At 60.5% G+C, this 26206-nt stretch carries 23 protein-coding genes; 1 reads left to right on the top strand and 22 read right to left on the bottom strand.

What is annotated here, in order from left to right:
• Window positions 1–33: 33 nt before the first annotated feature.
• The 5 genes from frr to dnaE all read right to left on the bottom strand — a co-directional run bounded on the left by frr (window position 34) and on the right by dnaE (window position 7285).
• Window positions 34–597, bottom strand: coding sequence for a ribosome recycling factor (gene frr, locus ACT6QH_RS09665; RefSeq protein ID WP_444974606.1), 564 nt, complete (start codon window positions 595–597; stop codon window positions 34–36).
• A 219-nt stretch (window positions 598–816) separates the two neighbouring features.
• On the bottom strand, window positions 817–1566 hold the full coding sequence (gene pyrH, locus ACT6QH_RS09660; protein ID WP_444974646.1) for a UMP kinase: 750 nt from the start codon (window positions 1564–1566) through the stop codon (window positions 817–819).
• Window positions 1567–1592: 26 nt separating this feature from the next.
• Window positions 1593–2516, bottom strand: a complete 924-nt coding sequence (gene tsf / locus ACT6QH_RS09655; protein WP_444974605.1) for a translation elongation factor Ts — start codon at window positions 2514–2516, stop codon at window positions 1593–1595.
• 108 nt (window positions 2517–2624) lie between these two features.
• Window positions 2625–3632 carry a 30S ribosomal protein S2 gene (locus tag ACT6QH_RS09650; RefSeq protein WP_444974604.1) on the bottom strand — a complete coding sequence of 336 codons (1008 nt, stop codon included), beginning with the start codon at window positions 3630–3632 and terminating at the stop codon, window positions 2625–2627.
• 203 nt (window positions 3633–3835) lie between these two features.
• The gene (gene dnaE / locus ACT6QH_RS09645) at window positions 3836–7285 is read right to left on the bottom strand and encodes a DNA polymerase III subunit alpha (RefSeq protein WP_444974603.1); all 3450 of its coding nucleotides are present in this window, start codon (window positions 7283–7285) and stop codon (window positions 3836–3838) included.
• A gap of 216 nt (window positions 7286–7501) precedes the next feature.
• Here dnaE and ACT6QH_RS09640 point away from each other — a divergent pair, with 216 nt between their 5' ends.
• Window positions 7502–8353 (top strand): hypothetical protein, encoded by an 852-nt coding sequence (locus ACT6QH_RS09640; protein ID WP_444974602.1) that lies wholly within the window; start codon window positions 7502–7504, stop codon window positions 8351–8353.
• 162 nt (window positions 8354–8515) lie between these two features.
• Here the strand turns inward: ACT6QH_RS09640 and thiL are convergent, their stop codons facing one another.
• From thiL to ACT6QH_RS09555, 17 genes are all read right to left on the bottom strand, one after another.
• The gene (gene thiL / locus ACT6QH_RS09635) at window positions 8516–9547 is read right to left on the bottom strand and encodes a thiamine-phosphate kinase (RefSeq protein WP_444974601.1); all 1032 of its coding nucleotides are present in this window, start codon (window positions 9545–9547) and stop codon (window positions 8516–8518) included.
• 1 nt (window position 9548) lies between these two features.
• Window positions 9549–10079, bottom strand: a complete 531-nt coding sequence (gene nusB / locus ACT6QH_RS09630; protein WP_444974600.1) for a transcription antitermination factor NusB — start codon at window positions 10077–10079, stop codon at window positions 9549–9551.
• On the bottom strand, window positions 10076–10567 hold the full coding sequence (gene ribH / locus ACT6QH_RS09625; RefSeq protein WP_444974599.1) for a 6,7-dimethyl-8-ribityllumazine synthase: 492 nt from the start codon (window positions 10565–10567) through the stop codon (window positions 10076–10078). The genes nusB and ribH overlap by 4 nt, the downstream gene beginning before the upstream one ends.
• 167 nt (window positions 10568–10734) lie before the next feature.
• A complete protein-coding gene (locus tag ACT6QH_RS09620) occupies window positions 10735–11346 on the bottom strand; it encodes a riboflavin synthase (RefSeq protein WP_444974598.1) in 612 nt (203 codons plus the stop codon).
• Between the two features lie 158 nt (window positions 11347–11504).
• The gene (locus tag ACT6QH_RS09615; protein ID WP_444974597.1) at window positions 11505–12320 is read right to left on the bottom strand and encodes an FkbM family methyltransferase; all 816 of its coding nucleotides are present in this window, start codon (window positions 12318–12320) and stop codon (window positions 11505–11507) included.
• 163 nt (window positions 12321–12483) lie between these two features.
• Window positions 12484–13665: a bifunctional diaminohydroxyphosphoribosylaminopyrimidine deaminase/5-amino-6-(5-phosphoribosylamino)uracil reductase RibD gene (ribD, locus tag ACT6QH_RS09610; protein ID WP_444974596.1), complete on the bottom strand. Its 1182-nt coding sequence runs from the start codon at window positions 13663–13665 to the stop codon at window positions 12484–12486.
• 2 nt (window positions 13666–13667) lie between these two features.
• The gene (nrdR, locus tag ACT6QH_RS09605) at window positions 13668–14231 is read right to left on the bottom strand and encodes a transcriptional regulator NrdR (protein WP_444974595.1); all 564 of its coding nucleotides are present in this window, start codon (window positions 14229–14231) and stop codon (window positions 13668–13670) included.
• Window positions 14232–14284: 53 nt separating this feature from the next.
• Window positions 14285–15604: a serine hydroxymethyltransferase gene (glyA, locus tag ACT6QH_RS09600; protein ID WP_444974594.1), complete on the bottom strand. Its 1320-nt coding sequence runs from the start codon at window positions 15602–15604 to the stop codon at window positions 14285–14287.
• Window positions 15605–15802: 198 nt separating this feature from the next.
• Window positions 15803–16651 (bottom strand): TonB family protein, encoded by an 849-nt coding sequence (locus tag ACT6QH_RS09595; protein ID WP_444974593.1) that lies wholly within the window; start codon window positions 16649–16651, stop codon window positions 15803–15805.
• A complete protein-coding gene (gene exbD / locus ACT6QH_RS09590; protein WP_444974592.1) occupies window positions 16648–17157 on the bottom strand; it encodes a TonB system transport protein ExbD in 510 nt (169 codons plus the stop codon). Before exbD ends, ACT6QH_RS09595 begins: the two co-directional genes overlap by 4 nt.
• Window positions 17158–17169: 12 nt before the next feature.
• Window positions 17170–18318 (bottom strand): tonB-system energizer ExbB, encoded by a 1149-nt coding sequence (exbB, locus tag ACT6QH_RS09585; RefSeq protein ID WP_444974591.1) that lies wholly within the window; start codon window positions 18316–18318, stop codon window positions 17170–17172.
• Between the two features lie 381 nt (window positions 18319–18699).
• Complete coding sequence (locus tag ACT6QH_RS09580) at window positions 18700–19419, bottom strand: ABC transporter ATP-binding protein (RefSeq protein ID WP_444974645.1); 720 nt, start codon at window positions 19417–19419, stop codon at window positions 18700–18702.
• A gap of 32 nt (window positions 19420–19451) precedes the next feature.
• Window positions 19452–20750 (bottom strand): lipoprotein-releasing ABC transporter permease subunit, encoded by a 1299-nt coding sequence (locus ACT6QH_RS09575; protein ID WP_444974590.1) that lies wholly within the window; start codon window positions 20748–20750, stop codon window positions 19452–19454.
• Between the two features lie 24 nt (window positions 20751–20774).
• Complete coding sequence (gene proS, locus ACT6QH_RS09570; protein WP_444974589.1) at window positions 20775–22097, bottom strand: proline--tRNA ligase; 1323 nt, start codon at window positions 22095–22097, stop codon at window positions 20775–20777.
• A gap of 1066 nt (window positions 22098–23163) precedes the next feature.
• Complete coding sequence (mce, locus tag ACT6QH_RS09565) at window positions 23164–23568, bottom strand: methylmalonyl-CoA epimerase (RefSeq protein WP_444974588.1); 405 nt, start codon at window positions 23566–23568, stop codon at window positions 23164–23166.
• Window positions 23569–23631: 63 nt separating this feature from the next.
• A complete protein-coding gene (locus ACT6QH_RS09560; protein ID WP_444974587.1) occupies window positions 23632–25302 on the bottom strand; it encodes a ribonuclease J in 1671 nt (556 codons plus the stop codon).
• Between the two features lie 135 nt (window positions 25303–25437).
• On the bottom strand, window positions 25438–26205 hold the full coding sequence (locus tag ACT6QH_RS09555; protein WP_444974586.1) for a biotin--[acetyl-CoA-carboxylase] ligase: 768 nt from the start codon (window positions 26203–26205) through the stop codon (window positions 25438–25440).
• Window position 26206: the final 1 nt, after the last annotated feature.

Here is a 26206-nt window from a genome sequence, read left to right as displayed (position 1 = left end):
GCTCCCCTCACCTGTCTTGTTGGCCACAGCGCCTCAGACCGAGAGGATTTCCTTTTCCTTCTGCGCAAGGTTCTGATCGATCTCGGAGATCGCGTCATCAGTAACCTTCTGCACGTCCTTGGAGAAACGCTCGATCTCATCCAGACCGGTTTCGCCATCCTTCTCCATCTTCTTGAGAAGATCCATGCCATCGCGGCGCACATGGCGCACGGCCACGCGGGCGGCCTCGGCATATTTATGCGCCACCTTCACCAGTTCCTGACGACGCTCCTGGTTCAGTTCAGGAATACGCAGGCGCAGAACCTGCCCCTCAGTGGCCGGGTTGAGACCCAGATTGCTGTCACGGATGGCTTTTTCCACGGCGGAGACCATACCCCGGTCCCACACCTGCACAGACAGCATACGCGCTTCCGGCACAGACACCGTTGCCACCTGGTTCAGCGGCATGCGCGCGCCATAGGCTTCCACCGTGATCGGGTCCAGCAGATTGATGGAGGCGCGTCCGGTGCGCAAACCCGATAGCTCATCTCCCAGAACAGAGATGGCGCCATTCATCCGGCGCTTGATATCGGACAGGTCGAAGGTCGCGGCGCTCATGACAATCCTCTTTCTTGCTTTCGCATCGGCCCGAAAGGCTCAGCTTTTATCCTCAAGCGGACGTTAAGGCGACGACAAAATGACGGAACCGGCACAATCAAGGTATCCATCACCGTGTAAAAAGCTGATTTATCCCCGGCTCCGTCTCTGCACCAGAACAGGGGTATGAGGCAAGAGGCTGCGATGAACCTCCTGCCCCGCTGGCCTTAAAGCAAGCCCTCAGGGCTCCACAATAGTGGCGCGCCCCTCGCCAATGGCCGCAGCAGTGATGGAGCTAGGCTCCTGAACAGCGAACACAATGATGGAAAGAGCCGCCTCACGTGCGAGCGCAAAGGCTGCGGCATCCATTACCTTCAGATCTTTCGCCAAGGCTTCATCATGTGTCAGACGGGCAAAGCGCACAGCGTTCGGATCCCGCTTGGGGTCGGCACTGTAGACACCATCAACATTGGTCGCCTTCAGCACGGCATCGCACTCCAGTTCAGCCGCACGCAGAACAGCGCCTGTATCCGTGGTGAAATAGGGGTTGCCCGTGCCCCCCGCCAGAACCACCACCCGGCCGCGGCGCAGATGACGCAACGCCTGCTGGCGTGCGTAGGGCTCACATACGGTCGGCATAGCGATGGCGGACATGCTGCGGGCCGGCACTCCGGCCTTTTCCACCGCCTGTTCCAGCGCCAGTGCATTCATTACTGTCGCCAGCATGCCCATATTGTCAGCCGTGGCACGGGCAAGATCCTCGCCCGCCACCCGCGCACCGCGCAGAATGTTGCCACCGCCCACAACAACAGCCACCTCACAGCCCCGCTCGCGCAGGGCTGCAAGATCTCGCGCAATGGCCGACACCGTCGGCGGATGAAGACCAAAGGCTTCCGGCCCCATCAGAGCCTCACCAGAAACCTTCACCAGCACACGCGGGTAAGGCAGCGTCTCTGCGCCAGCCGGACCCAGCCGATCAGAATCATCCATCACGCGGACTGACATGGAAGCCTCCGTCAGCCCTGGCCGGCCGCAGCAGCGACCTCGGCCGCGAAATCGGCCTCTTCCTTCTCAATGCCTTCGCCCAGTGCAAAGCGCACGAAGCCCGTCAGCTGCACCGGAGCGCCAACCTGAGCTTCAGCTTCCTTCAGCACCTGACCCACAGACTTGGAACCATCATGCACGAAAGGCTGCTCGATGAGGGTATTTTCCTTCATGAAGCTCTTGATGCCGCTTTCGGCGATCTTGTCCTGCACGTGAGCCGGCTTGCCCTGATGCTTCTCCAGCAGGATGGCCTTTTCACGGGCGACGGTCTCTTCCGGAATACCGCTCTCGTTCAGCGCCATCGGGTTGAGAGCCGCAACATGCATCGCGATCTGACGACCAAGCGTGGTGAGCTTTTCGACATCACCCTCGGAATCCAGAGCCACCAGCACGCCGATGCGGCCCTGACCCTCGACCACCTGGCCATGCACATAAGTAGCCACAACGCCGTGAGCGACGCTGAGCTTGGCGACACGACGCAGGGCCATGTTCTCACCAATGGTCGCCACCAGAGCGGAGACCTTCTCGGCAACAGTCACGTCCTCACCGGGGAACTTGGTGTTGGCCAGAGATTCCAGCGTACCCTCGCAGGTGAGAGCCACCTTGGCGGCTTCGCGCACGAAAGTCTGGAAATCGGGATTGCGGGCGACGAAGTCGGTCTCCGCATTGATTTCCACCATCGCAGCGTGAAGGCCAGCCGATTCCACAGCGACCAGACCCTCGGCCGCCACGCGGCCGGCCTTCTTGGCAGCCTTGGCAAGCCCCTTCTTGCGCAGCCAATCGATGGCGGCCTCAACGTCGCCATTGGTCTCGGTCAGCGCAGACTTGCAATCCATCATGCCCGCGCCAGTCTTTTCGCGCAGTTCCTTCACGAGCCCGGCAGTGATCGCAGCCATGTCCAATCCCTTCTTCTTACAACACGGCCGGCAAGGGTCCTCCCGAGCCGGCCGCTGAGGCGCCACGCGCCCCCTTTGCCTGTGATTCGTATCAACCGTACGACAGGATCACTCAGCTTCGGAGACCAGCTCCTTGGTCTGGGCGATCCAGGCTTCCACACGGCCCGGCAGACCCACTTCCTCGCCGATGCGCTGAGCGTCAACAGCATCCAGGCCGGAAACCTGCCAGAAGTGGAACACGCCAAGATCATTCAGCTTCTGCTCGATCTCGGGGCTCACACCAGCGAGCACCTTGAGATCATCAGCCACGCCACGCGGACCGGAGAGCGGCTCGAACGCCACCCACACGGACGTCTCGGCAGGCAGATCTTCCGCCAGTTCCAGCTCATCCTCGGCGCCCAGATCAATACCCAGATCCGCCTGGCTGCGGCCGATACCATCAATGGCGGCGCGCGCGATCAGATCGCAATAGAGCTGAATGGCACGGCCGGCATCGTCATTGCCCGGCACCGGGAAAGCAATGCCATCCGGATCGCAGTTGGAGTCAAGGATAGCCGCCACCGGAATGCCAAGGCGCTGGGCCTCCTTCACGGCGATGTCTTCCTTGTTGGTGTCGATCACGAACAGCAGGTCCGGCAGACCGCCCATATCGCGAATACCGCCGAGGGCCTTCTCCAGCTTCTCCAGCTCACGGGTGAGCGTCAGACGCTCTTTCTTGGTGTAGCCAGAGCTGGCCTCGGGAGCCGCAAGGGTCTCTTCCAGCTTCTTCAGGCGCGCGATGGAGTTGGAGATGGTCTTCCAGTTGGTGAGCATGCCGCCGAGCCAGCGGTGATTCACATAATACTGGGCAGAACGGCGAGCCGCATCGGCCACGGCATCCTGAGCCTGACGCTTGGTGCCAACGAACAGCACACGACCGCCCTGGGCCACGGTGTCGGACACCGCCTGAAGCGCGCGATGCAGCGACGGCACGGTCTGCGACAGGTCAAGAATGTGGATATTATTGCGGGTGCCGAAGATGTACGGTGCCATCTTCGGGTTCCAGCGATGCGCCTGGTGACCGAAATGCACGCCAGCTTCGAGGAGCTGACGCATGGAATAATCGGGGAGAGCCATTGTCTTCTATTCTCCGGTTGGACCTCCGCGGACGTACTCACGCTCCGCCATGGAGCAGAGCACCGGATGGCCCGAAGGCCGCTGAGTCCGCGTGTGGGATGGGCGCGCATATACGCGAAGGAACAGAATGTGGCAAGGCCCGCCCCCCGTTCTTGCGCACAAGAAGATGCGAGTTCATGCCAAAAAACGCCAAAAACCGCGTATCAGGCCGCCTCAACCGAGACCACGCCGGGAATGGCCTTCAGCGCACCGGCAATCTGCGGCGAGACGGGATAATGGCCACCCAGGCGAATTTCCACCTCCGCCTTGCCATCATCCATCAGCAGAACAAGGCTCACCTCGCCATCTCCCCGCGCGCTCTCCAGCCTTTTGGCGATACTCTCCAACGGCGCAGGTGAATTGAGGAAGATGCGCAAAGCCTTGTGATGACGAGCAGTCGCCTCATCCAGCTTCTCGCAGGTCTGGATGGTGAGGCGCACATCCTCGCCATTCAGCGCGGCACCCACCATCATCAGCAGCGGCGTGCCCGGCTCCAGCAGATCACGATAATGGGCCAGCCCCTCGGAGAAGATAACCGCCTCGAAATGGCCGGAAGGGTCCGACAGCCCCACAATACCCATGCGCGAGCCCGATTTGGTGCGTCGCTCCTGACGTGACACCACCGTTGCCGCCAGCCGGCCCGCTGCTGCGCCCGCCCGCACCGCACGCGAAAGATCGGCAAAGGTCTGCACCCGCATTTTTTTCAACGCATCCGCATAATCATCCAGCGGGTGGCCGGTGAGGAAGAAGCCGACAGCATCATATTCCTTCTTCAGCCGCTCGGCCGGCAGCCATGGCGAAACATCCGGCACATGGAGGCTGGCCGCAGCCGGGCCAGAGCCAAACATGTCATTCTGCCCCAGCGCCGCATCCGCTTCCATGCGATGCGCCTCGGCCATCACGCTTTCAATGGCGGCGAAGGCCCTTGCCCGGTTCTTCTCCAACACATCAAAACAGCCGGCAGCGGTGAGATTCTCCAGCACCCGCTTGTTCACCATCTTCACAGGCACGCGGGCGGCGAAATCGGACAGATCACGGAAGGGCATGCCATTGCGGGCTTCCACCAGCGCCTCGACGGCCGCGCCGCCCACGCCCTTGATGGCTGCCATGGCATAGATGATCTCGCCATTTTCCACCGCAAATTCACGGAAAGAGCGATTGATGTTTGGCGGCACCACCGTAATGCCCAGCCGCTGCGACTCCTGACGAAATTCGGCCAGCTTGTCAGTATTGCCCATATCCATGGTCATGGAAGCGGCAAGAAACTCGGTGGGGTAATTCGCCTTCAGCCATGCGGTCTGGTACGCCACCAGCGCATAGGCGGCGGCGTGGGATTTGTTGAAGCCATAATCGGCGAACTTGGCCAGAACATCGAAGATCTGGTCGGCCATGGCCTTTTCAATGCCGCCGGCCATCGCGCCATCCACGAAACGGACGCGCTGCTTGTCCATCTCGGCGCGGATCTTCTTACCCATGGCACGGCGCAGAAGATCTGCCTCACCCAGTGAATAGCCCGAAAGCGCCTGGGCAATCTGCATCACCTGTTCCTGATAGATGATGACGCCGAAGGTTTCCTTCAGATAGGGCTCAAGTTTGGGGTGGATATAATCCGGCTTGGCACGCCCGTGCTTACAATCGCAATAGACCGGAATATTGGCCATGGGGCCGGGTCGATACAGCGCAACCAGCGCCACGATATCCTCGATACGGTCAGCCTTCATGTCCACCAGTGCGCGGCGCATGCCCGCACTTTCAACCTGGAACACGCCCACCGTCTCGCCCTTGCCAAGCATGGCATAGGTCTTGGGGTCATCCAGCGGGATTTTGGAAATATCCAGATCAATGCCGCGCTGGCGGATGAGCTTCACGGCCTTATCAATGGTGGTGAGGGTTTTCAGGCCCAGAAAGTCGAACTTCACCAGCCCGGCCTGTTCCACCCACTTCATATTATACTGGGTCACAGGCATATCGGATTTGGGATCGCGATAAAGCGGCACCAGCTCGTGCAGCTTGCGATCCCCGATCACGATACCGGCCGCATGGGTAGAGGCGTGGCGGTTCAACCCCTCAAGACGCACCGCCACATCGAAGGCGCGCTTGACCACCTCCTCTTCTTCGGCGGCAGCCTGAAGACGCGGCTCATCCTTGATGGCATCCTTCAGCGAAACCGGACTGGCCGGGTTCTGCGGCACCAGCTTGCAGAGCTTGTCTACCTGCCCATAGGGCATTTCAAGCACGCGTCCCACATCGCGCAGCACGCCGCGGGCCTGAAGCGTACCGAAGGTGATGATCTGCGCCACCTGCGCACGGCCATAACGCTCCTGCACATAATGGATCACCTCGTCGCGGCGCTCCTGACAGAAATCCACGTCAAAGTCCGGCATGGAGACGCGATCCGGGTTCAGGAAGCGCTCGAACAGCAGATGGAAGCGCAACGGGTCCAGATCAGTGATTTGCAGGGAATAGGCCACAAGAGAGCCCGCGCCAGAACCACGCCCCGGCCCCACCGGAATGCCATGGGCTTTTGCCCATTTGATGAAGTCCGACACGATCAGGAAGTAGCCGGGAAACTTCATGCGGGTGATGATGGAGAGCTCATAGGCGAGCCTCTTCTCATAATCCTCCACCTCCAGCCCTTCAGCCGGGCCGTGCTTTTCCAGCCGGTGGGCCAACCCTTCTTTTGCCTGCCGCTCCAGCTCCGCCGCCTCGGCGACTTCCGCATCCTCGCCCGCCTCATTCTCCGCCGCTGTGGTGAAGCGCGGCAGAATGGGGCGCACCGTGCGCACCCGCCAGGAACAGCGCTGGGCAATTTCTACAGAATTGTCCGTGGCCTCCGGCAGATCGGCGAAAAGCTCCAACATTTCCGTACGGGTCTTGAAGCGATGTTCCGGAGTGAGGCGGCGACGGTCCTCATCGCCGACAATCTTGCTTTCGGCTATGCAGATCAGCGCATCATGGGCCTGATAATCATCTCCGCTGGCGAAGAAGGGCTCATTAGCCGCCACCAGCGGCAGACCCTTGTCATAGGCCAAATCCAGCAAAGCCGGCTCCACCAGCTTTTCTGTTTCAAGGCCATGGCGCTGCAATTCGATATAGAGCCGGTCATCGAAGATGGAGGCCAGCTTCTCCAGCCGGTCAGCTGCAAAATCGACATGCCCTCCGGCCAGCGCCATATCCAGCGGGCCAGCCGGCCCTCCAGTCAGCGCAATCAACCCCTGATGCGCTTCCGAAAGCCAGTCCAGCTGAATGCGCGGTTCATCATCGCTCTCCGTTTCCAGATAGGAGCGGGAAACGAGATACATCAGGTTGCGCCAGCCCTCCTCGCGCTGGGCCAACAGCACGATACGCGGCCGGCGCGCCCGCAGAACGCCACGCGGGCCAGGAGGCTCCGGCACATCCAGCGCCAGCGAAACACCCGCGATGGGCTGAATACCCGCACCAGACATTTTCTCAGAAAACTCAAGCGCACCGAAAAGGTTGCCCGTATCCGTCAGCGCCATGGCCGGCTGATTGTCTTCCGCCAGAAGCTTCTGCAACTTGCCCACAGGCAGCGCGCCTTCCAGCAGAGAATAAGCCGAATGCACATGGAGATGAACAAAACCGGGGCCGGACATCAACTCTCACCTTCTGGACTTTTGCCGGGGCGCGATTGGCGCAAACCACTTGCGGAATGCCTCATCCACGAGACGAGTCACCCGGCCCGGCACTCCCGCTTTTTATGTTGAGGGCATTCCCCTCCACAAGCCAGCATGGCACAAGCCAACTGACGTGTCCTTCGAGGTTAAACGGCCACTCCTCATTCTTGAAGGTCGGAAAAGGCGAAAGCAGGAATGACGGTGAAGCGGCAAATCTTCATCCATATCGGAACCCACAAAACAGGCACCACATCCATCCAGTCGCTGCTGTGCCAGCGGGCCTCGCGCCTGCAACAGCTTGGCATTTATGTGCCACAGGCTGGACGCGCCTTCCCCAACTTCGCCGGCCATCACAATATTGGATGGATGCTGCGGGGAGAAGAGCGGGCAGACCCAACCCTTGGAGGCCCTGAGGATCTGGCGACAGAACTTGCAGGAACAACCGCTCAAAAAGCCGTGATTTCTGCTGAGGGACTGCAATTTCTGGTGGAGAGACCGGAACTGATCGAGAAGCTGGAGCACACCTTGCAGCAGGTTGGCTGGCAGGCGCGCTATGTGGTTTTTCTGCGAGATCCGGCCAGCTACGCCATCTCTCTTTATAATGAGATGCTGAAACGGCAGCCGGGTTTACCACTGAAAGATTTCATCGCCCCCATTTTGCAGGATGGACGCTTCCTGCGTTTTGGCGATCACAGCTTCTATTTTGACTATGAGGCATTTCTGGCACGCTGGCGAACAGGCGGGCGTGGCAGGATTGATATTTATTCCTACAATACTGCCAGTGCCGGAGCCGGAGTGCCGGAAACATTTCTCACAGCCATTGGCGCACCGGCAGCTCTGTCCATCACACGGCAAGCGCGCACGCCACGGCAGATCTGGCGGGAGATATTGGCCCGGATGCGACAGAATTCTGCCAGCCCCATCGTTTCCGCAACCCGCCTGAACCAGAATACAAACCCTGTGCCGGAAGAGATGCGCCAGCAAGCCGCCAGGGTCGGCGCGGCCTTCCAGTCCGGCTTTGAGCGCCTGACCGCACACTGCGCCTGAGCAGCCAGACAACACCTATGCAATACAAGCCCTATAATTATAAATTGTATATATATTTATGTGTATACAATTTATGGCTATACACATAAACACGCCGCCCCATAGGTGCGCAGCATAAGCGCACCATACTTTTGCAGAGCCTATAGAGCTCAATCAGAAAAATCAGAAATGGCTGAAGCTGCCGCTGTCCAGCTCCATGGGCTGGCCATGCCTATCCTGAATATCCAGCCCCGCAGCGATGTGCGTCTCGCCCACCATGTATAGGCCTATACCTATATCGGCTGCATCAGAGATCAACTGAGGCAATTTATCATGGGAGACAGTGGCCAGGATTTCATAGTCGTCCCCGCCACCCAGCACCGTGCGCAACAGGTCGGGCTCCGCCTGCACTACCGCAGCTGCTGCACTGGAGAGCGGCACACGGCCAGCCTCCAGCCGCCCCCCGCAGCCAGAAGCTGAAAGCATCTTGGCAAGATCGCCCGCAAGGCCGTCGGAAACATCCATGGCTGCCACGGCATGCGCGCGCAGCGCAGGCGCAAGGGCCAGGCGAGGTTGAGGGTGCAAATAACGATCCAGAAGATGCCTGCGCTGCTCATCGCTCAAGCCTGCAAAAGCGGGGAGAGAGGGGTTCTGCCGCAGCAGCAGGCCCAATGCGGCATCCCCGATGGTACCGCTCACCACGATGGCCTGGCCGGCCTTCGCCCCGGTACGCGGCACAAACTGCCCTTTCGGAACAGACCCCAAGGCCGTAATGGATAGCGCGAGCGGCCCCGGCGTAGAGACAGTATCGCCCCCCAAAAGCGGGCAGCCATGCAACCTGCAATCGGCCCCCAGCGCTTCGGCAAAAGCAGCCACCCAGACTTCCGCCTTATTACCGGCAGAGCCTTCCACGGCTTGCCCCGCCCACTCCTTCGGCACAGCCACAGCCAGCAAGGCCCCCAGCGGCTCCGCCCCCTTGGCGGCGAGATCTGAAAGGTTCACCCGCAACGCCTTGCGGGCGATAGAAATGGGCGGATCATCCGGGAAGAAATGCACCCCGGCAATCAGGGCATCCTTGGTCAGCACCAGTTCCCGCCCCTCTGGCAAAGCCAGCAGGGCGGCATCATCCTGCAAACCGAGCGCCGCCGGCGCACCCGCCTGAGGACGGAAAAAACGGGCGATGAAGGAATCTTCTCCTGAACCACCGCCCTGCATCTCACACTGCTCCTGGTCCTGTCAGGCCCGTGGCGAACTCGTGGGCCCGCAGATCGTGCGCCAATTTATCCAGCACCGCATTCACCATGCCGGTTTCATCCCGATCCAGAAATGCGCCGGCCACATTCACATATTCGGCGATGACAACGCGCGCGGGCACATCATCCAGCATCAGCAGCTCGAAAGCCCCGGCGCGCAGAATGGCGCGCAACACAGCTTCAACACGGCTGAGCGGCCAGTTATCGGCCAGAACCTTGTTCACCAGCGGGTCAATACGGCGCTGATCTTCCAGCACGCCTTCCACCACGGTGCGAAACAGGCGCACATCCGCATCGGCGAGCTGCACCCCTTCCACTTCGCGCCCCAGCCAGAACGTCTGGAACTGGGCCAGAATATCATGCAGAGGGGTCTGGGCAAGGTCCATTTGGTAGAGCGCCTGCACCGCGCCAAGGCGGGCCGCGCTCTTCTTCATGGGCTTGCTGGCGCTTTTGTTGCCCCCGTTGCCGGTGCTATTGGCGGGTTCCGCGCTCATTGCTCCAGCCTCCGCTTCAGGCGCAACAGGGAGAGCGCTGCCTCAGCCGCGCCACCGCCCTTGTTGCCCTCACGCACCCGCGCGCGTTCCCAAGCCTGCGCCTCGGTTTCCACCGTGAGAATGCCATTGCCCACCGGCATGGCGTGGCCAATACCCACATCCATGATGCCACGCGCGGATTGTTCCGCCACGATTTCAAAATGGTAGGTCTCGCCACGAATGATGACGCCAAGACCGATCACCGCATCCACCATCTCGCCATTCATCTCGGCGGCCTCAATGGCGATTTCGGCGGCGACAGGCACTTCCAGCGCGCCGGGCACGGTAATCACCTCCACCTCGACGCCAGCGGCTTCCAGCACCGCACGCGCACCGGCCAGCAATTCGTCGGCCAGCGCCTCATAATAGCGCCCTTCAACAATGAGAACGCGCGCACCATCCAGCGGCTCATCCGCCGTTGCAGCACTTTCCCTGCGCGTGGTGACCATGAACTCTCTCCAGAATAATCAAGAGGCGCACCCGGCAGCGGGCCTCCCCTCGCAGATGCAGCCGGCACGCATTGCCGAAACATCACCTGCTGATGCTCTATTGCATTTTGCCCCGGCATTGAAACGCGAAAATGCACACCCGACCCGGATGCCCTGTTTTTTCGCCATCAACCCCGCGGAAACTCGGCCAGACGCGCAGCATAGCGCGCCATCACATCCGCCTCGAAATTCACTGCATCACCGGGGGCGATTGCCCCCCATGTGGTGACGCCCAGCGTATGCGGGATAAGCAGGCAGGAAAAGCGACAACCATCCACGCTGTTGACAGTGAGCGAGGCGCCATCCAGCGTGACAGACCCCTTCACAGCCACAAAACGCGCCAGCTCTGCGGGCACCTCAAAAACGAAACGGGTGGTTTCGCCCAGATCATCCCGCTCCACGACCATCGCTTTGCAGTCCACATGGCCACTCACCACATGGCCACCCAGCTCATCACCCATCTTCAGCGCGCGCTCCAGATTGATGCGACGGCCCGGCTGCCATTGCGCCACGGTGGTGATGGCGAGCGTCTCCGGGGCTGCATCAGCGGAGAAATGGGTTTTGCGCGCCTTGCCCGGCCCCACAGAAGTCACGGTCAGACACACACCAGCACACGCAATCGAGGCCCCAAGCGCGATGCCCGCCGCTTCGTAATCCGTGGCGATGGTCAGGGTTTTCACCTCGCCATGCGCATCAACGGACACCAAATCGCCCACATCGGTGATGATGCCGGTGAACATGCTTCTTCTCCCGAAAGATGTGCGTTTTCACGCGCCGAAGCCAGCACGAAACCGGCTGTGGCAGCCTGCGCCTGGGCGCGACTGGTTTGCGCCTTTCTAGCTCCGAAAGACGGCCCTGCCCACCCCTTCCCTTACGCCTTCCGGCGCAAGGTGCAGGCTCAGTTTTTGTTGAAGTCCGCTATCTTGCCAAGAACGGCCGGCCGCAGGGCGAAGATGAAATTGTTGTAGTAGATCATGCCCGGTCGGCGGCCTGTCCCCTCTTCGTTCAGGGCCGCAACATTCTGATGCTTGGCCTTGTCGAAGGTTTCGATGGGGTTCAGCCTGCGACCATCGAAAAAGAAGCCCTTATAGCCCAACGGCTCCAGCCGGGCACGCAGCATCTCGATAGAGCCATTTTTGTGCCGGTCCTCGGATTCGATCAGCAGGGTGGGATGCTCCCGGCCAATGGTTTCAAGGCCGCCATCCACGGCAGCGACCTCGTGCCCCTCCACATCAATCTTGATGAAATCGACCGGCCCGCTCACCGCATCATCCAGCCGACAGGTGGCGACGGTGAAGGTATCCATGCGGGCACCCGCCACCTTATCAAGCGCGCCATGCTCAATAGTGCCCAGCGCGGCGGCATTGGCCGGCACCTCAAGGGTCACGCTATCGGCATGGTCACTGGCGGCGCTGTCATGCACTTCAAGCTGGCCATTCTTCATCGCACTGGCAAAGCGCAGACGCATGATGCGGGTGAGGCGCGGATTGGGCTCAAACGCCTGAACCTGCGCCCCCAACTTCAGGAACCAGTAGGTGTAAAGGCCGCGATTGGCCCCCACATCGCACACCACATCGCCCTTGCTGACAAACAGCGGCAAAAGCTGGATCTCAGCTTCCCCATCCTTGATCGCCTTTTCATCCCGGATATCGGACATGATTCCAAAGAGCTTCGGAAAATGTGTCTCGATGAAAGGCTTAATGGATTTGAGCATGAGCCGCTCCGGTCACGATAGGGATGTAGCATGAGCCGCCATGCCACGACGAAATGTACAGAAAAACAAAGACTCGCAGCATTCTATAGAGCACAGAGCGCTTGCGGGAAATGTGCAACCACAAATATCCTGCCAACGAGCGAAAGCCGAACGAAAGCCGGGTTCAACGCCGCCACAATCTCACAAGCTGGTCTGCCCCCAGATCCGTGCGCTCCACTTCTGCAAAGCCCACCGGGCTCAACAGATGATGAGGAGGACGACCGGCAAAGGCGTCCACAGCATCTGCCCCCAGCACCACGGGGCTGGAGAACAGGGCCAGCTCATCCACCAGCCCATCCGCCAGAAAGGCGGAAGCCACAGCAGGCCCGCCTTCCACCATCAGGCGGGTAATGCCCAGCATACCCAGCAATTTCACCACAGCTGGCAGATAAAGTCGCCCGCCGCGCCCACGCGGCACCCGCAGCACCTCAATGCCCAGCTCCGCCAGGGCCGCTTCGCGCCCGGCATCGGCATCTTCAGCACCAATCACCCACACCGGCACATCACAGGCCGTGCGCACCAACGCCGAATCCAGCGGCAGTTCCAATGCGCTGTCCAGCACGAGACGCACCGGAGAACGCGCCTCACAGCCTTCCAGACGACAGGTCAGCATGGGATCATCGGCCTTCACAGTGCCAATACCCACCAGAATGGCATCCATATGAGCGCGCATCATGTGAGAGCGCACCCGCGCCTCCGCCCCGGTGATGACAGCCGGGCGAGGCCCCGCCAGACCGGCCTTGCCATCCGCCGACAATGCCAGTTTCAGCAGCACATGCGGGCGGCCTTCCGTAACACGGCGAATATGCCCGGCATGATCGGATAAGGCCGCTTCCGCGCCCACACCGGCCGAGACCCAAATACCCGCGGCCCGCAACCGCGCAATGCCACGGCCCTTCACGCGCTGATCGGGATCTTCCACGGCCACGACGACACGCCGCACGCCGGCAGCAATCACCGCATCGGCACAAGGCGGGGTGCGGCCATGGTGAGAACAAGGCTCCAGCGTAACGTAAAGCGTGGAACCGGCTGCGGCCTCCCCCGCCTGTGCGAGAGCCTGCGGCTCGGCATGAGGCCGGCCCGCCGGAGCTGTCGCCGCCGCGCCGATCACTTGCGGACCCTGCGCTCCATGCTGCACAACCACAGCCCCGACAGACGGATTGGGCCAGGTGCGGCCCAGCCCCGTACGGCCTACGGCCAGCGCCTCGGCCATGAAACGCTCATCTTCTTCCGGCGAGGTCACACCCGCAGCGGAAGCCGGCGGAGCGAAGGTGCCCTTGGCCGCAAAATCACGTGATGAAGACATGCTTATTGCAGCCCGCCCTGCGAAGAAGGCGCATCGGGTGCTGTCGTCTTTTCAGAAGAGTCTGCCTCATCGTGCGGCATGCCCATTCGCGCACCCGTGGAGCCCTCCTCTTCGACGATCTGCCCCAGTTCGGCCAGCGCATTTTCAAAATCCTTGGCCTCGCGAAAATCGCGATAGACCGAGGCGAAGCGCACATAGGCCACATCATCAATCTGCTTCAGCCCCTCCATCACCATCTCTCCGATGATGCCGGAGGAGACTTCCGGCTCGCCCAGACTTTCCAGCTGTCGCACAAGGCCGGAGAGCATCCGCTCCACCCTGTCATGATCGACAGGACGCTTGCGCAGCGCCACTTCAACCGACCGCGCCAGTTTGTCCCGGTCAAACGGAACACGCCGCCCGGATCGCTTCAGCACAGTCAACTCACGCAGTTGCACGCGCTCAAAGGTGGTGAAGCGCCCGCCGCAATCCGAACAAATGCGCCTGCGGCGGATGGCCGTGCTGTCATCGGTCGGCCGGCTATCCTTCACCTGGGTATCCAGGCTGCTGCAATAGGGGCACCGCATGACTAACCGCCTCCGCCACAGGTCATATCCCTGAGGAAATCAGAGCCCTGAAATCAGAGGCCCGGATAGATGGGGAACTTCTTCAGCAGCGCGGCGACCTTGCCCCGCACGGCTTCTTCCACCAGTGAATCCTCATCCGTCTTCTTCTGGGAGAGCACATTCAGCACCTCGGCGATGAAATCACCAATCTGCCGGAACTCTTCCTTGCCGAAACCGCGCGTGGTGCCGGCCGGTGTGCCAAGACGCACGCCGGAAGTGATGAAGGGCTTTTCCGGGTCAAACGGAATGCCATTCTTGTTGCAGGTGATGTGAGCCCGGCCCAGCGCGCTCTCCGAAACCTTGCCGGTGAGGCCCTTGGGGCGAAGATCCACCAGCATCAGATGGGTATCCGTGCCACCGGAGACGATATCGAAGCCATGGCCTTTCAGGGTCTCGGCCAAGACCTTCGCATTCTCCACCACATTGTTCGCATAGGTCTTGAATTCGGGGCGCAGCGCCTCACCGAAGGCCACGGCCTTGCCGGCGATGACATGCATGAGCGGCCCACCCTGAATGCCGGGGAAGATGGCGGAATTGATCTTCTTCGCCAGAGCCTCGTCATTGGTCAGAATCATGCCGCCGCGCGGGCCACGCAGGGTCTTGTGAGTCGTGGTGGTGACCACATGGGCATGGGGGAACGGGCTGGGATGCGCGCCGCCCGCCACCAGGCCAGCGAAATGCGCCATGTCCACCATCAGCAAAGCGCCGACACTATCCGCGATCTCACGCATCTTCGCGAAATCAATGATGCGCGGATAAGCAGAGCCACCGGCCACGATCAGCTTCGGCTTGTGCTGATCCGCGAGGCGGGCCACCTCGTCATAATCAATGCGGTGATCGTCCTGCTTCACCATATAAGGCACGGCATTGAACCACTTACCGGACATATTGACCGGCGCGCCGTGGGTCAGATGGCCACCTGCGGCAAGGTTCAGGCCCAGATAGGTATCGCCCGGCTGCAACACGGCGAAAAACACCCCTTGATTCGCCTGGCTGCCGGAATTGGGCTGCACATTGGCGAAGGCGCAGCCAAACAGCTTCTTGGCGCGCTCAATGGCGAGGTCTTCCACCACATCCACATACTGACAACCGCCATAATAGCGCTTGCCGGGATAACCTTCTGCATATTTGTTGGTGAGCACCGAGCCCTGTGCTTCCAGAACAGCGCGAGAAACGATGTTTTCCGAAGCAATGAGTTCGATCTCATCGCGCTGACGACCCAGTTCCGCCTTCACCGCGCCGATGATCTCGGGATCAATCTCGGCGAGAGAGGCGGTGAAAAAGCGGTTCAATTCCTCCGGGCTGGAGGCGGTCGTCGCGTCATGCGAAGCCATGGCGGGTCTCCGGTGATATCGGGCTCAGCGCTCCGCGGCCAGTATGGGGACCAGAGCCATGGCGTTTGGCCATGAAGCTCATATCCATGCAGGCTGGAGCGGTTTCAGCGCTTATCACAGCGTGCGCCTTAAGTCCAAACAAGCGGGGCTGCGACAAAAACATCGCTGCCCCGCTTTTGCCTCATGAACATTGCCGGCTCAGCGCCGGGTGAAGTTCACCGGCACACTGAAGGTCGCTCCCCTGCCATCCGGTGGCCGCGGGAAGGGATTGGCCCGGCGCACCGTGGCCACGGCTTCCCGATCGAGCACGGAAGAACCGGAGGAGCGCACCAGCGCTACAGATGTCAGGCGGCCGGAACCATTCAGCGAGAACCGCACCACGGGCCGGCCCGTCACTCTTTCCGCCCCCCGCGGATAACGCTTGTAGCGGTTGAGATGGGCGGAAACGCGAGAGGCCCAGGTGGCGCGTGCACGTGAGTTGCTGGCGCTGGCTCCCGCTGAAGGCGCAGCCGTATTGCGCGCCCGCGGTGCATCAGAACGGGGTGCGGCTGTGGTGGCCGGCGCAGGTTTGCTCCGCTTGGGGCGCGCCTTGGGTTTGGCCTTTTCCCTGGGCTTGGGCTCCGGCTTTTCAGCCTCCTGCGGCATATCCTTCGGCTTGGGTTGCGGCAGCACCACATCTGACAGCGCAGGCGTGGGTTCCAGCTCGGGAATATCCTCCTCCACCTGCTCCTGAACAGGCTCTGGCGGGGGCGTCTGCTCATCCGGCGTGTCTTCCGGCGGCTTGTCCTCCGGCACATCCGGTGCCTGCACAGCGGGGAGACCCGGCGCAACATCATCCTGCTGCTGTTCGGAGCTGACCGGCATGGGGGCCAGTTCCACCATCACGGCGGCGGGGGGCGGCTCCGCCGGCGCCTCCTGCTGCCAATACAGGGCGGCATAAACCGCCACAGAATGGGCCAGCAGAATGAACAGCCCGGCAACAACCCACACCACAATCAGCCGTGGCAGGTGCGCCTTGTCAAAATCGTGCCAACGCGCCCCTCTCACCGGGCTGCTCCGGCGGCGGCAGGCGTTGCAGAGGGTGCAGCAGGCGGCAATGCGCCTGCTGCGACAGGGGCAGCCCCCTCTTGCCCGGAGACCGTACCTTCGAGCCCGACAAGAGCCACCTTGAGATAGCCGGCCTCGCGCAGCAGATTCATCACGCCCATCACATCACCATAAGATACGGCCTTGTCAGCCCGCACGAAGACGCGCTGCTCGTGATCGGATTGGGTGATCCTGTTCAGCGCGGCCCCAAGCGCATCGCGCGGAATGGTCTCATCCCCCAGTGACAGGCTGAGATCCTTCTTCAGAGAGAGGAAGAGCGGCTTGTCCGGCCTGGCCTGCGGCCGAGCGTTGGAACTGGGCAAATCCACCGGAATATCCACGGTGGCGAGAGGAGCCGCCACCATGAAGATGATGAGAAGAACCAGCATCACGTCGATAAAGGGCGTGACATTGATCTCATGATTCTCGGCGAGTTCATCCCCGCCATGGTCTAGCTTGGCCACCATGAAACCCGCCTGTCACTCGGCCGCCGCGCGCAGAGCGGGCTTGCCTTCGTCACGCGCTTCCCGGTCCAGATCTCGGGAGAGATGGCGCAGCACTTCCGAAGAGGTATCCGCAAGACTGGCCCGATAGCCGGCAATCGCGCGGGCGAACACATTATAAATGACCACCGCCGGAATAGCGGCGACAAGACCAATCGCGGTCGCCAGAAGCGCCTCGGCGATACCCGGCGCAACAATGGCGAGATTGGTCGTCTGCGCTTTCGAAATGCCGATAAAGCTGTTCATGATGCCCCAGACAGTGCCGAACAGGCCCACAAATGGCGCAGTCGCGCCAATAGTGGCCAGAATGCCGGTGCCGGCCTGCATCCGGCGGCCCGCCGCCGCCTCTATGCGGTTCAGAACCACCACCACACGTTCCTTCACGCCATCCGCCGGCAAGCCTTCAGAAGCCTTCCACTCATCCAGCGCAGCCACCAGGGCCGCCTGCGCCGGGCCCTGACCATTCGGCATCAGGCGGGCGGCTTCTTCCAGCGTTGCAGAATTGCGCAACACTTTCAGCGTGCGGCGCACGGTGCGGCGGGCAATAGCCAGCTCAAGCGACTTCGCCACCCAGATTGTCCATGTCACCACGGAGGCGAAGGCGAGGCCTATCATCACCGCCTTCACCACCCAATCCGCTGCCATGAACATGCCCCAGGGGGACAAATCATGCGGCAGGGTGGATGCGGGCGCGTTGAGATTATCCATGAAAGAACCGGTGTCAGCCTCTTCAGCAGCTGGTTCATCGGCGATGGTTTCAGGCGCAGAAGCCTGATTGTCGCCCTGTCCCGCCCCCTGCCTTGCCCCCTGTCCTTGCGCACTCTCTTGTGCCGTTTCAGCGGTAGAAAGCGTCTGTCCGGCGTCTGCTGGAGCGGTCGTCTGTGCCGGAGCCTGCGCCGCAGAAGCCGCCGGCACAGGTGCGGATGAAGCCGGGGCAGCCCCACTTCCAGAGGGCACAGGGGGTGGCGCATCTTGTGTGGAAGACGTTTCAGCAACGGGCGCGGCAGATGAGGCCGGCGCGGGCTGGGCCGGCTCCGGGTTCGTCGCCTGTGGGGCGGAATCGTAGGCGCCGCCCTGAGCTGGTGCAGAATGATAAACCTGCGCCGAAGCAACAGGAGCGCTCAAAATGAAAGAAGCAAAAAGGGTCGCCCCAATCAGAAAACGACCAGATTTCCAACCCATCTCTGGGCGGTCATGAATGCGGAGGGGCATCACGCGTCACCGGAATACAAACCGAATTAAAGACCGCAGCCCAACACGACCGGAAACAACCCGGACGGTCACTGCTACCGCGGCGGCTCCATTCCAATTTATCGCAAATGCCGAACGCTCGCCATGCCTCGGCACGCACATGCCACATCCACCACGCACTTCCATAAGTACATGATATTACGAGAGATTTAAACCAAAAGCGAAGCTATTGCGCAGCGCTCGCAAACCTTGGAACCGCTCAAGAGTGCGATTCACTCCTAAAAGCAGAAGCAGGGACAGACTCAGCCTCACGCCTCAGGGCAGCTCTATGACCTTACCTTCACGCAACGTCACCCGGCGATCCATCCGGGCCGCCAGCTCCATATTATGGGTGGCGATGAGCGCCGCGACGCCCGTGGCCTGCACCAGTTCGGTCAGAGCATCAAAAACATGAGCAGATGTTTTGGGATCGAGATTCCCTGTCGGCTCATCAGCCAGAAGCAGACGAGGCGCATTGGCCAGCGCACGCGCAATGGCCACACGCTGCTGTTCCCCCCCGGACAGTTCCGCCGGGCGATGGGTGAGGCGTTCCCCAAGGCCAAGATAAGCGAGCAGTTCCTCTGCCCGCTGATTGGCCTCCTTGTGGGCAAGCCCGCGGATCATCTGCGGCATGGCCACATTTTCCAGCGCAGTGAATTCGCCCAGCAGGTGATGGAACTGATAGACGAAACCAATGCTCAACCGACGGATCCGCGTCCGTTCGGCATCGCTCAGTTGGGCGGTGGGCTGGCCATCAATGAAGACTTCACCCTCATCGGAATGTTCCAGCAGCCCGGCCACATGCAGCAGGGTGGATTTGCCGGTGCCGGAAGGCGCGACCAGAGCCACGGACTGCCCGTGCGCAATGGCCAGATCAGCCGCGCGCAGAATCTCCAGTTTGCGCCCCTCGCCTTCCCCATAGCTGCGCACAACTCCGGCCAGCGCAAGGGCAAGACGCGGTTTTGGAGGCGTGTGAAGGCACTGCTCCAGACCCATGGCGGTCTCCTCTGGCGTGGATGAACGGACCATCACTCGTATCTCAGCGCCTCAACCGGATCGAGCCGGGCGGCCCGCCAGGAAGGATAAAGGGTGGCCAGAAGAGACAACACCAGAGCCATCACCACAACAGTTGCGGTTTCACCCACATCCATCTCGGCCGGCAACCGGCTGAGATAATAAAGCTCTGGTGAAAACAGCTCCGTGGCCGTGATCCAGGAAATGAACTGGCGTATGGCCTCGATATTCCAGCACACCAGCACCCCCAGCACGAAGCCCACCAGCGTACCCACCACGCCAATGGAAGCCCCCGTAATGAGGAAGATGCGCATGATGGCCCCCTGTGTGGCCCCCATGGTGCGCAGAATGGCGATGTCGTGCCCCTTGTCTTTCACCAGCATGATGAGGCCGGAAATGATGTTCAGCGCCGCCACCAGCACAATCAGGGTGAGAATAAGGAACATGACGTTCCGCTCCACCTGCAAGGCGTTGAAGAACGTGGCGTTGCGCTGCCTCCAGTCCACCAGATAGACTGGCCGCTGCGCACCCGCCTCAATGGCCCCGCGCAATTCGCCCACATCATCGGGATTGTCGACATAAACCTCAATGGCGTTCACATCGCCATTATGGTTGAAATAGGCTTGCGCCTCATCCAGCGGCATGAAGACGAAGGCGCCATCATATTCAGACATGCCGACTTCAAAAATGGCGCCGACCTTGTAGACCTTGATGCGTGGAGACGTGCCCATGGGCGTAACCGCGCCGCGAGGCGAAACAATGGTGATATTATCGCCCGCGCGCAGCGAGAGCTGATCCGCAAGGCGCTTGCCGATGGCCAGCCCCTGCCCCTTGTCGAACCCCTCCAGTGTTCCGCTCTTGATATTACCGGCCACGGAAGGCAGTTCACGCAGGCTTTTTTCGGAGAGACCGCGCACCAGCACGCCAGAGGCCCCGAACTGGGATGACGCCAGCGCCTGCCCCTCCACAAGCGGCACGGCGAAGCGCACCCCATTGAGACCGGCGATGCGCTTGGCGACTTCATCATAATCGGTCAGCGGACTTTCCAGAGGCTGCACCAGCACATGGCCGTTCAACCCCAGAATCTTGCTGAGCAACTCCTGCCGAAAGCCGTTCATCACCGCCATGACGATGATGAGCGTGGCCACACCCAGCATGATTCCCAGAAAGGAGAAACCGGCGATGACCGAGATGAAACCTTCCTTGCGCCGGGCCCGCAGATAGCGCAGCGACAGCATCCACTCAAACGCCGCGAACGGGCGTGTGCCGGTGGGTTCCTCGTCCTTTGCCACAGCGGCCCCGTTCGCCGTCATCGCCTCTGCCTCATTTCTTCAGGCTCACGCCTTCAGCCGCTCCAGAATATCTCCGGGAGCAATCTGCTCGCGGCTGCCATCGACGCGGCGCTTCAGTTCCACCTTCCCCTCGGCAAGGCCACGCGGGCCCACGAGGATCTGCCACGGCAAGCCGATGAGATCCGCCGTCGCGAATTTTGCGCCCGGCCGCTCCTCGGTGTCGTCATAGAGCACATCATAACCGGCAGCCGTGAGCGAGGCGTAAAGCTGCTCACACGCCGCTTCCGTTTCGCTGTTGCCCGCCTTCAGATTGAGAATACCCACCTGGAAAGGCGCCACCGCATCCGGCCAGATGATTCCCGCCTCATCATGGGAGGCTTCGATCATGGCAGCCACGAGGCGGGAGGGGCCGATACCATAGGAACCCATCTGGATGGGATGCTGCTGGCCATCCGGCCCCAGCACCTGTGCGCCAAACGGGGCCGAGTATTTTGTGCCGAAATAGAAGATATGCCCCACCTCGATGCCACGTGCAGCAAGACGCTTGCCTTCGGGAATGGCATTGAAAGCAGCTTCGTCATGCTTTTCCGAAGTGGCGGCATAAAGCGAGGTCCACTTGTCGAAAATGCCCTGCAAGCCTTCGGCATCATCAAAATTCACATCGGCCGGCGGCGGCGCCATATCCAGGAAATCGCCATGGCAGAACACCTCGCTCTCGCCGGTGGAGGCCAGAATGATGAACTCATGCGAAAGGTTGCCGCCAATGGGGCCGGTGTCAGCCATCATGGGAATGGCCTTCAGCCCCATGCGCGAGAAGGTGCGCAGATAAGCCGCGAACATCTTGTTGTAGGAGTGGCGCGCACCCTCCGGCGTCAGATCGAAGGAATAGGCATCCTTCATGAGGAATTCGCGTGAGCGGTAGACACCAAAGCGCGGGCGCACCTCATCGCGGAACTTCCACTGGATATGGTAGAGGTTCAGCGGCAACGCCTTGTAAGACTTCACATAGGCGCGGACGATATCGGTGATCATTTCCTCATTGGTGGGGCCGAAGAGCATTTCACGCTCGTGCCGATCCCGAATGCGCAGCATCTCCTTGCCATAATCATCATAGCGCCCGCTCTCGCGCCACAAATCCGCAGACTGAATGGTAGGCATGAGCAGTTCATTGCCGCCAGCGCGATTCTGCTCTTCACGGATGATGTTGCAGATCTTGGTGAGCACACGGTGACCCAGCGGCAGCCAGGCATAAATGCCCGCAGCTTCCTGGCGGATCATGCCGGCACGCAGCATCAGCCGGTGGGAAACGATCTCCGCCTCCTTCGGCACTTCACGGAGAATCGGCAGGAAATAACGAGAGAGGCGCATCGACGTGCTCAAAGGCTGGGGTGAAAAAAGCTGAGTGTGACAGAAAGCTGATGACTGACCAAAACACAAGCCCACTGAAGGACGCCGAACATTCGTTACGCATATTGCGACGCACAATAACTCTTATTGCGGCGCATGAGTGACAAACGACAGTTTCTTGTTCTATTTTGAGCGCGCCAAAGAAAGGGGATCGTCACTCGCCTGGTGCGCCAGGCAGTGCATACGGTCTGGGTCTCGGGAGGATTCGAAAATAACGCCAGCCGTTGCCATCCATGGGATAGGCAACAGGATATGGCGATCACGGAAAGCCACCCTCGAAGCAAAGGCCGGCGAAGACTGGCAGCTCAGGAAGTGGCACCGTGAAATGAAAGAGGCGAGACCACCGGGTCTCGCCTTTTCTTTTGGAATCAAGCTCCTAGCGCGAATATCAGCCCGGCCGAAACTTGCATCCATACATTGATGCAAGTTCTTTTCGCAGCCCCCGACCTTCAGCCCACCTTTGTTGCCAACTATCTTTTGCAATGCCGCATACGTCAATTCATGGATACAAGAGGCGCATTTCCCCCTGCGCAGAGCGGCCATGTTTCCACCACTTGTGCTTCTGATCTCCTCACACACCCCCCGGTCACGACAGAATCGGCCCAAGAGATTCGCGCAGGGAATCAGCCTGCTCTTGCCTGATGATCTGAAATCTCTGGTTGCCCCGCACAAAAAAGGCCCCGGAAAATATCCGGGGCCTTTTAGGGTCGTTTGAAATTCACCCTGCTTCACTTGCAAAATCAGCCTGTCGAAACGCCCCGCATCTTCAGATAAGCGATAATCGCCGTCAAAAGTGCGGCCACGAAACTACTCGAAAGCAACAGGGCCAACAGAGGGATTCGAGCCGGCATCCGACTCCTTTCCTCACTGCGAGCCTTCGCAACCGAAACCTGACGCCTGTTCCACAGCAGCACGACAAGCATTGTGCCACACCATGTTGCGAGAAAGATCGCGACAACAGCTCCTAGGGACATTCTGCCTCGCGTAGTTCACTCGCAATGGGGCTCATCTTGGGTGGAAGGCGAGATCAGGCCTGCTCGAGTTCAACCAGCGTGCCGTTAAAATCCTTCGGATGCAGGAACAACACCGGCTTGCCATGCGCGCCGATCTTCGGCTCGCCATTGCCCAGAACGCGCGCACCATTGGCCTTCAGCTTGTCCCGCGCGGCAATGATGTCATCCACCTCGTAGCAGATGTGGTGAATGCCACCATCAGCATTACGCTCAAGGAACTTGGCAATGGGGGAGTTTTCACCCAGCGGCTCCAACAGCTCGATCTTGGTGTTGGGCAGCTCGATGAAAACAGTGGTCACACCGTGCTCTGGCTGGGGCACAGCCTCGGAAACGGTCGCCCCCATCGTATCGCGATACAGGGCTGTGGCGGCCGCAATATCCGGCACTGCAATGGCGACGTGGTTCAGCCGTCCGATCATGTATCCTCACCTTTCCCTGATGCGAGTGGGGGCACCAGCCCGCAATACGACAATATCTTTCTATTACACATCCAGTACATGGACGTGGCAAACCGGCTTTTTGCCCCAGACGGCATTCACCGATCCCCGCACGGCGCGTTCCAGCGATTCAGCCATCGCATCGGGATCACGCCGCCGAGCGCGCGGCATATTTTCCAGCGCATTCACGACCGTATCCAGAACATGATCCAGCATATCCACGCCGCCTTCGCCGCGCTCTGGAATACCGCTCAGTTCCACAGAGGGGTCGCTAACCAGCCCGCCCTTCTTATCGACAGCTACCGCAACTGAGATGGTGCCCACATAGCTGAGCTTGCGGCGCTCGCGCAGACTGCGTGTTTCTTCCGGCACCAGTAGGCGAGCATCCTTGTAAAGACGCCCAAATGGCACCTCCCCCACACGCTCGGCCGGGCCGGGAGCCAGACGAATGACCTGCCCATCATAGCAGTTCACCACTTCCGGCACACCAAGGGCACGCGCCAGTTGGGCATGCGCATGCAAATGCAATGCCTCTCCGTGAACAGGCACTGCCAGCGTCGGCTTCACCAGTCTGTACATCTCTTCCAGTTCGCCACGGCGCGGATGCCCGGAGACATGAACCAGCTCGTCACGATCCGTCATCACCTCCACGCCCCTCTTGACGAGCGCATTGATGATATCATTGACGAACTTCTCATTGCCCGGAATCGTCCGTGATGAGAAAACCACCAGATCTCCCGGTGCGAATGAAATTTCTGGGTGGTCATTATTGGCGATCCGCCGCAGAGCAGCGCGTGGCTCACCCTGACTGCCTGTCAGGATGGCGACAACCTTGCTGCGATCAAGATAGCTGTAAGATTCCGGAGTACGGAAGGGCGGCACACCATTCAACAGCCCCTGCTCACGCGCCACGGCGATGATCCGCTCCATCGCCCGGCCCACCACCACGACCTCACGGCCATTGGCATAAGCCGCCTCCGCAATGGAACGAATGCGAGCGACATTGGAGGAGAATGTCGTGAAGGCCACGCGGTGCTGAGCCTTGCCGATAATCTCTTTCAGCGAAGCCGCAACATCAGCTTCCGAAGGAGACTGACCATCACGCGTGGCGTTGGTGGAATCGCAAACCAGAGCCCGCACACCTTCAGCGCCAAGCTCAGCCAATCGTGCGGTATCCGTGCTGTGCCCCACACCCGGTGTCGGATCCAGCTTCCAATCGCCCGTATGCACGACAAGGCCTGCGGCCGTACGAACAGCAACGGCGTGGCTATCAGGAATGGAATGGGCAACCGGAACAAATTCCAGATCGAAGGGGCCCAGCTGAAAACGCTCGCCCCCCCGGACAACTGTAACCGGCAGATCTGAAGGCGCTCCGGGCTCCCCGGCCCGCTTGGCCTCCAACAGGCCGGCAGTAAATGCACTTGTGTAGATTGGACACCCGACGCGCGGCCATAAATCGAGAACCGCACCGATATGGTCTTCATGACCATGGGTGATAAGCAGTCCGACAATATTGTCTTTTTCGGCCTCAAGAAAGCGAATATCCGGCAGAACCAGATCCACCCCCGGCGCTTCATCACCTGCGAAGCTCATACCGAAATCAACAATCAGCCAGCGACGGGACTGACGCGGGCCAAAACCATAAAGAGCGAGGTTCATTCCGATCTCGCCCACCCCACCAAGGGGGACGAAGACCAGTTCATCACTGGCAGTCATGATCTCCGCTCACTTCCAAGAGAATGTGCCACCCCACAAAGATGTGGAGTGGCACTGTTTTCATCAATCGTTCGGCCCGTTTCCGCAGTTTGGGCAACGGGCATCAAAGAATGGGTAGCGGGGCCAGGCACCCGACTATTCCGGCAGGCGCAGAGAAACATCCCCAGCGGTGATAATTTCCGCGACCCCATCACGGCGACGCAACATCATAGCCCCACGGGCATCAATGTTTTCAAATCGGCCGATCACCTCTCGCTCACCGATACGCACGCTGACCTGATCTCCCATGCCCAGAGCATGTCGCATCCAGTCTGTGCGAATAGCGGCAAAGCCATTCCCTGCATTCCACTGATTGAGGCGGACAGCCATGGCAAGATCAAGTGCTTCCAGCAAACGATCCGGCGCCGTGGGAGCCCCTGCCTTTTCCAGGCATGTTGCCCGATATGGCAGATCATCCGGATGGTGCAGGCAATTTACGCCAAAACCGATCACAGCTGCGGGCCGACCATGCAGATCGGCCCCGCCTTCAACCAAAATGCCGGACAGCTTTCCGCCATCCAGCAACAGATCATTCGGCCATTTCAGCTTCAGAAGCTCGGGATTGAGCTGCGGTGCTGCGGAGAGAACCGCATCACGCACAGCAAGCCCGGCCACGAAGCAAAGCTGAGCCAGATTTGCCATAGGCGCCGGATTTGGCAGCACCAGAGAGGCAAACAGATTGCCCAGTTCCGATGTCCAGCTCCGGCCCCGCCGGCCCCGCCCTGCTGTTTGAACATCGCTCACCAGCCAGACGGGCATCGTCTCGCCACGAGCGAGACGCGCCAATCCTTCGGCATTGGTAGAGCCGATTTCAGTGAAGCGGATGATGGGAACCGTAGAACCCTGAAATTCGTATTTCGCCATA

Source organism: Haloleucobacter albus (genome assembly GCF_052492075.1).
Note: the sequence above shows the minus strand (reverse complement) of the source record. Positions and strands in the feature narration are given on the sequence as shown.

What these genes read in the sequence shown, in the direction of transcription:
- frr (WP_444974606.1), bottom strand. Translation starts at nt 597, where the DNA reads ATGAGCGCCGCGACCTTCGACCTGTCCGATATCAAGCGCCGGATGAAT.
- pyrH (WP_444974646.1), bottom strand. Translation starts at nt 1,566, where the DNA reads ATGGATGATTCTGATCGGCTGGGTCCGGCTGGCGCAGAGACGCTGCCT.
- tsf (WP_444974605.1), bottom strand. Translation starts at nt 2,516, where the DNA reads ATGGCTGCGATCACTGCCGGGCTCGTGAAGGAACTGCGCGAAAAGACT.
- ACT6QH_RS09650 (WP_444974604.1), bottom strand. Translation starts at nt 3,632, where the DNA reads ATGGCTCTCCCCGATTATTCCATGCGTCAGCTCCTCGAAGCTGGCGTG.
- dnaE (WP_444974603.1), bottom strand. Translation starts at nt 7,285, where the DNA reads ATGTCCGGCCCCGGTTTTGTTCATCTCCATGTGCATTCGGCTTATTCT.
- ACT6QH_RS09640 (WP_444974602.1), top strand. Translation starts at nt 7,502, where the DNA reads ATGACGGTGAAGCGGCAAATCTTCATCCATATCGGAACCCACAAAACA.
- thiL (WP_444974601.1), bottom strand. Translation starts at nt 9,547, where the DNA reads ATGCAGGGCGGTGGTTCAGGAGAAGATTCCTTCATCGCCCGTTTTTTC.
- nusB (WP_444974600.1), bottom strand. Translation starts at nt 10,079, where the DNA reads ATGAGCGCGGAACCCGCCAATAGCACCGGCAACGGGGGCAACAAAAGC.
- ribH (WP_444974599.1), bottom strand. Translation starts at nt 10,567, where the DNA reads ATGGTCACCACGCGCAGGGAAAGTGCTGCAACGGCGGATGAGCCGCTG.
- ACT6QH_RS09620 (WP_444974598.1), bottom strand. Translation starts at nt 11,346, where the DNA reads ATGTTCACCGGCATCATCACCGATGTGGGCGATTTGGTGTCCGTTGAT.
- ACT6QH_RS09615 (WP_444974597.1), bottom strand. Translation starts at nt 12,320, where the DNA reads ATGCTCAAATCCATTAAGCCTTTCATCGAGACACATTTTCCGAAGCTC.
- ribD (WP_444974596.1), bottom strand. Translation starts at nt 13,665, where the DNA reads ATGTCTTCATCACGTGATTTTGCGGCCAAGGGCACCTTCGCTCCGCCG.
- nrdR (WP_444974595.1), bottom strand. Translation starts at nt 14,231, where the DNA reads ATGCGGTGCCCCTATTGCAGCAGCCTGGATACCCAGGTGAAGGATAGC.
- glyA (WP_444974594.1), bottom strand. Translation starts at nt 15,604, where the DNA reads ATGGCTTCGCATGACGCGACGACCGCCTCCAGCCCGGAGGAATTGAAC.
- exbD (WP_444974592.1), bottom strand. Translation starts at nt 17,157, where the DNA reads ATGGTGGCCAAGCTAGACCATGGCGGGGATGAACTCGCCGAGAATCAT.
- ACT6QH_RS09580 (WP_444974645.1), bottom strand. Translation starts at nt 19,419, where the DNA reads ATGGGTCTGGAGCAGTGCCTTCACACGCCTCCAAAACCGCGTCTTGCC.
- ACT6QH_RS09575 (WP_444974590.1), bottom strand. Translation starts at nt 20,750, where the DNA reads ATGACGGCGAACGGGGCCGCTGTGGCAAAGGACGAGGAACCCACCGGC.
- proS (WP_444974589.1), bottom strand. Translation starts at nt 22,097, where the DNA reads ATGCGCCTCTCTCGTTATTTCCTGCCGATTCTCCGTGAAGTGCCGAAG.
- mce (WP_444974588.1), bottom strand. Translation starts at nt 23,568, where the DNA reads ATGATCGGACGGCTGAACCACGTCGCCATTGCAGTGCCGGATATTGCG.
- ACT6QH_RS09560 (WP_444974587.1), bottom strand. Translation starts at nt 25,302, where the DNA reads ATGACTGCCAGTGATGAACTGGTCTTCGTCCCCCTTGGTGGGGTGGGC.
- ACT6QH_RS09555 (WP_444974586.1), bottom strand. Translation starts at nt 26,205, where the DNA reads ATGGCGAAATACGAATTTCAGGGTTCTACGGTTCCCATCATCCGCTTC.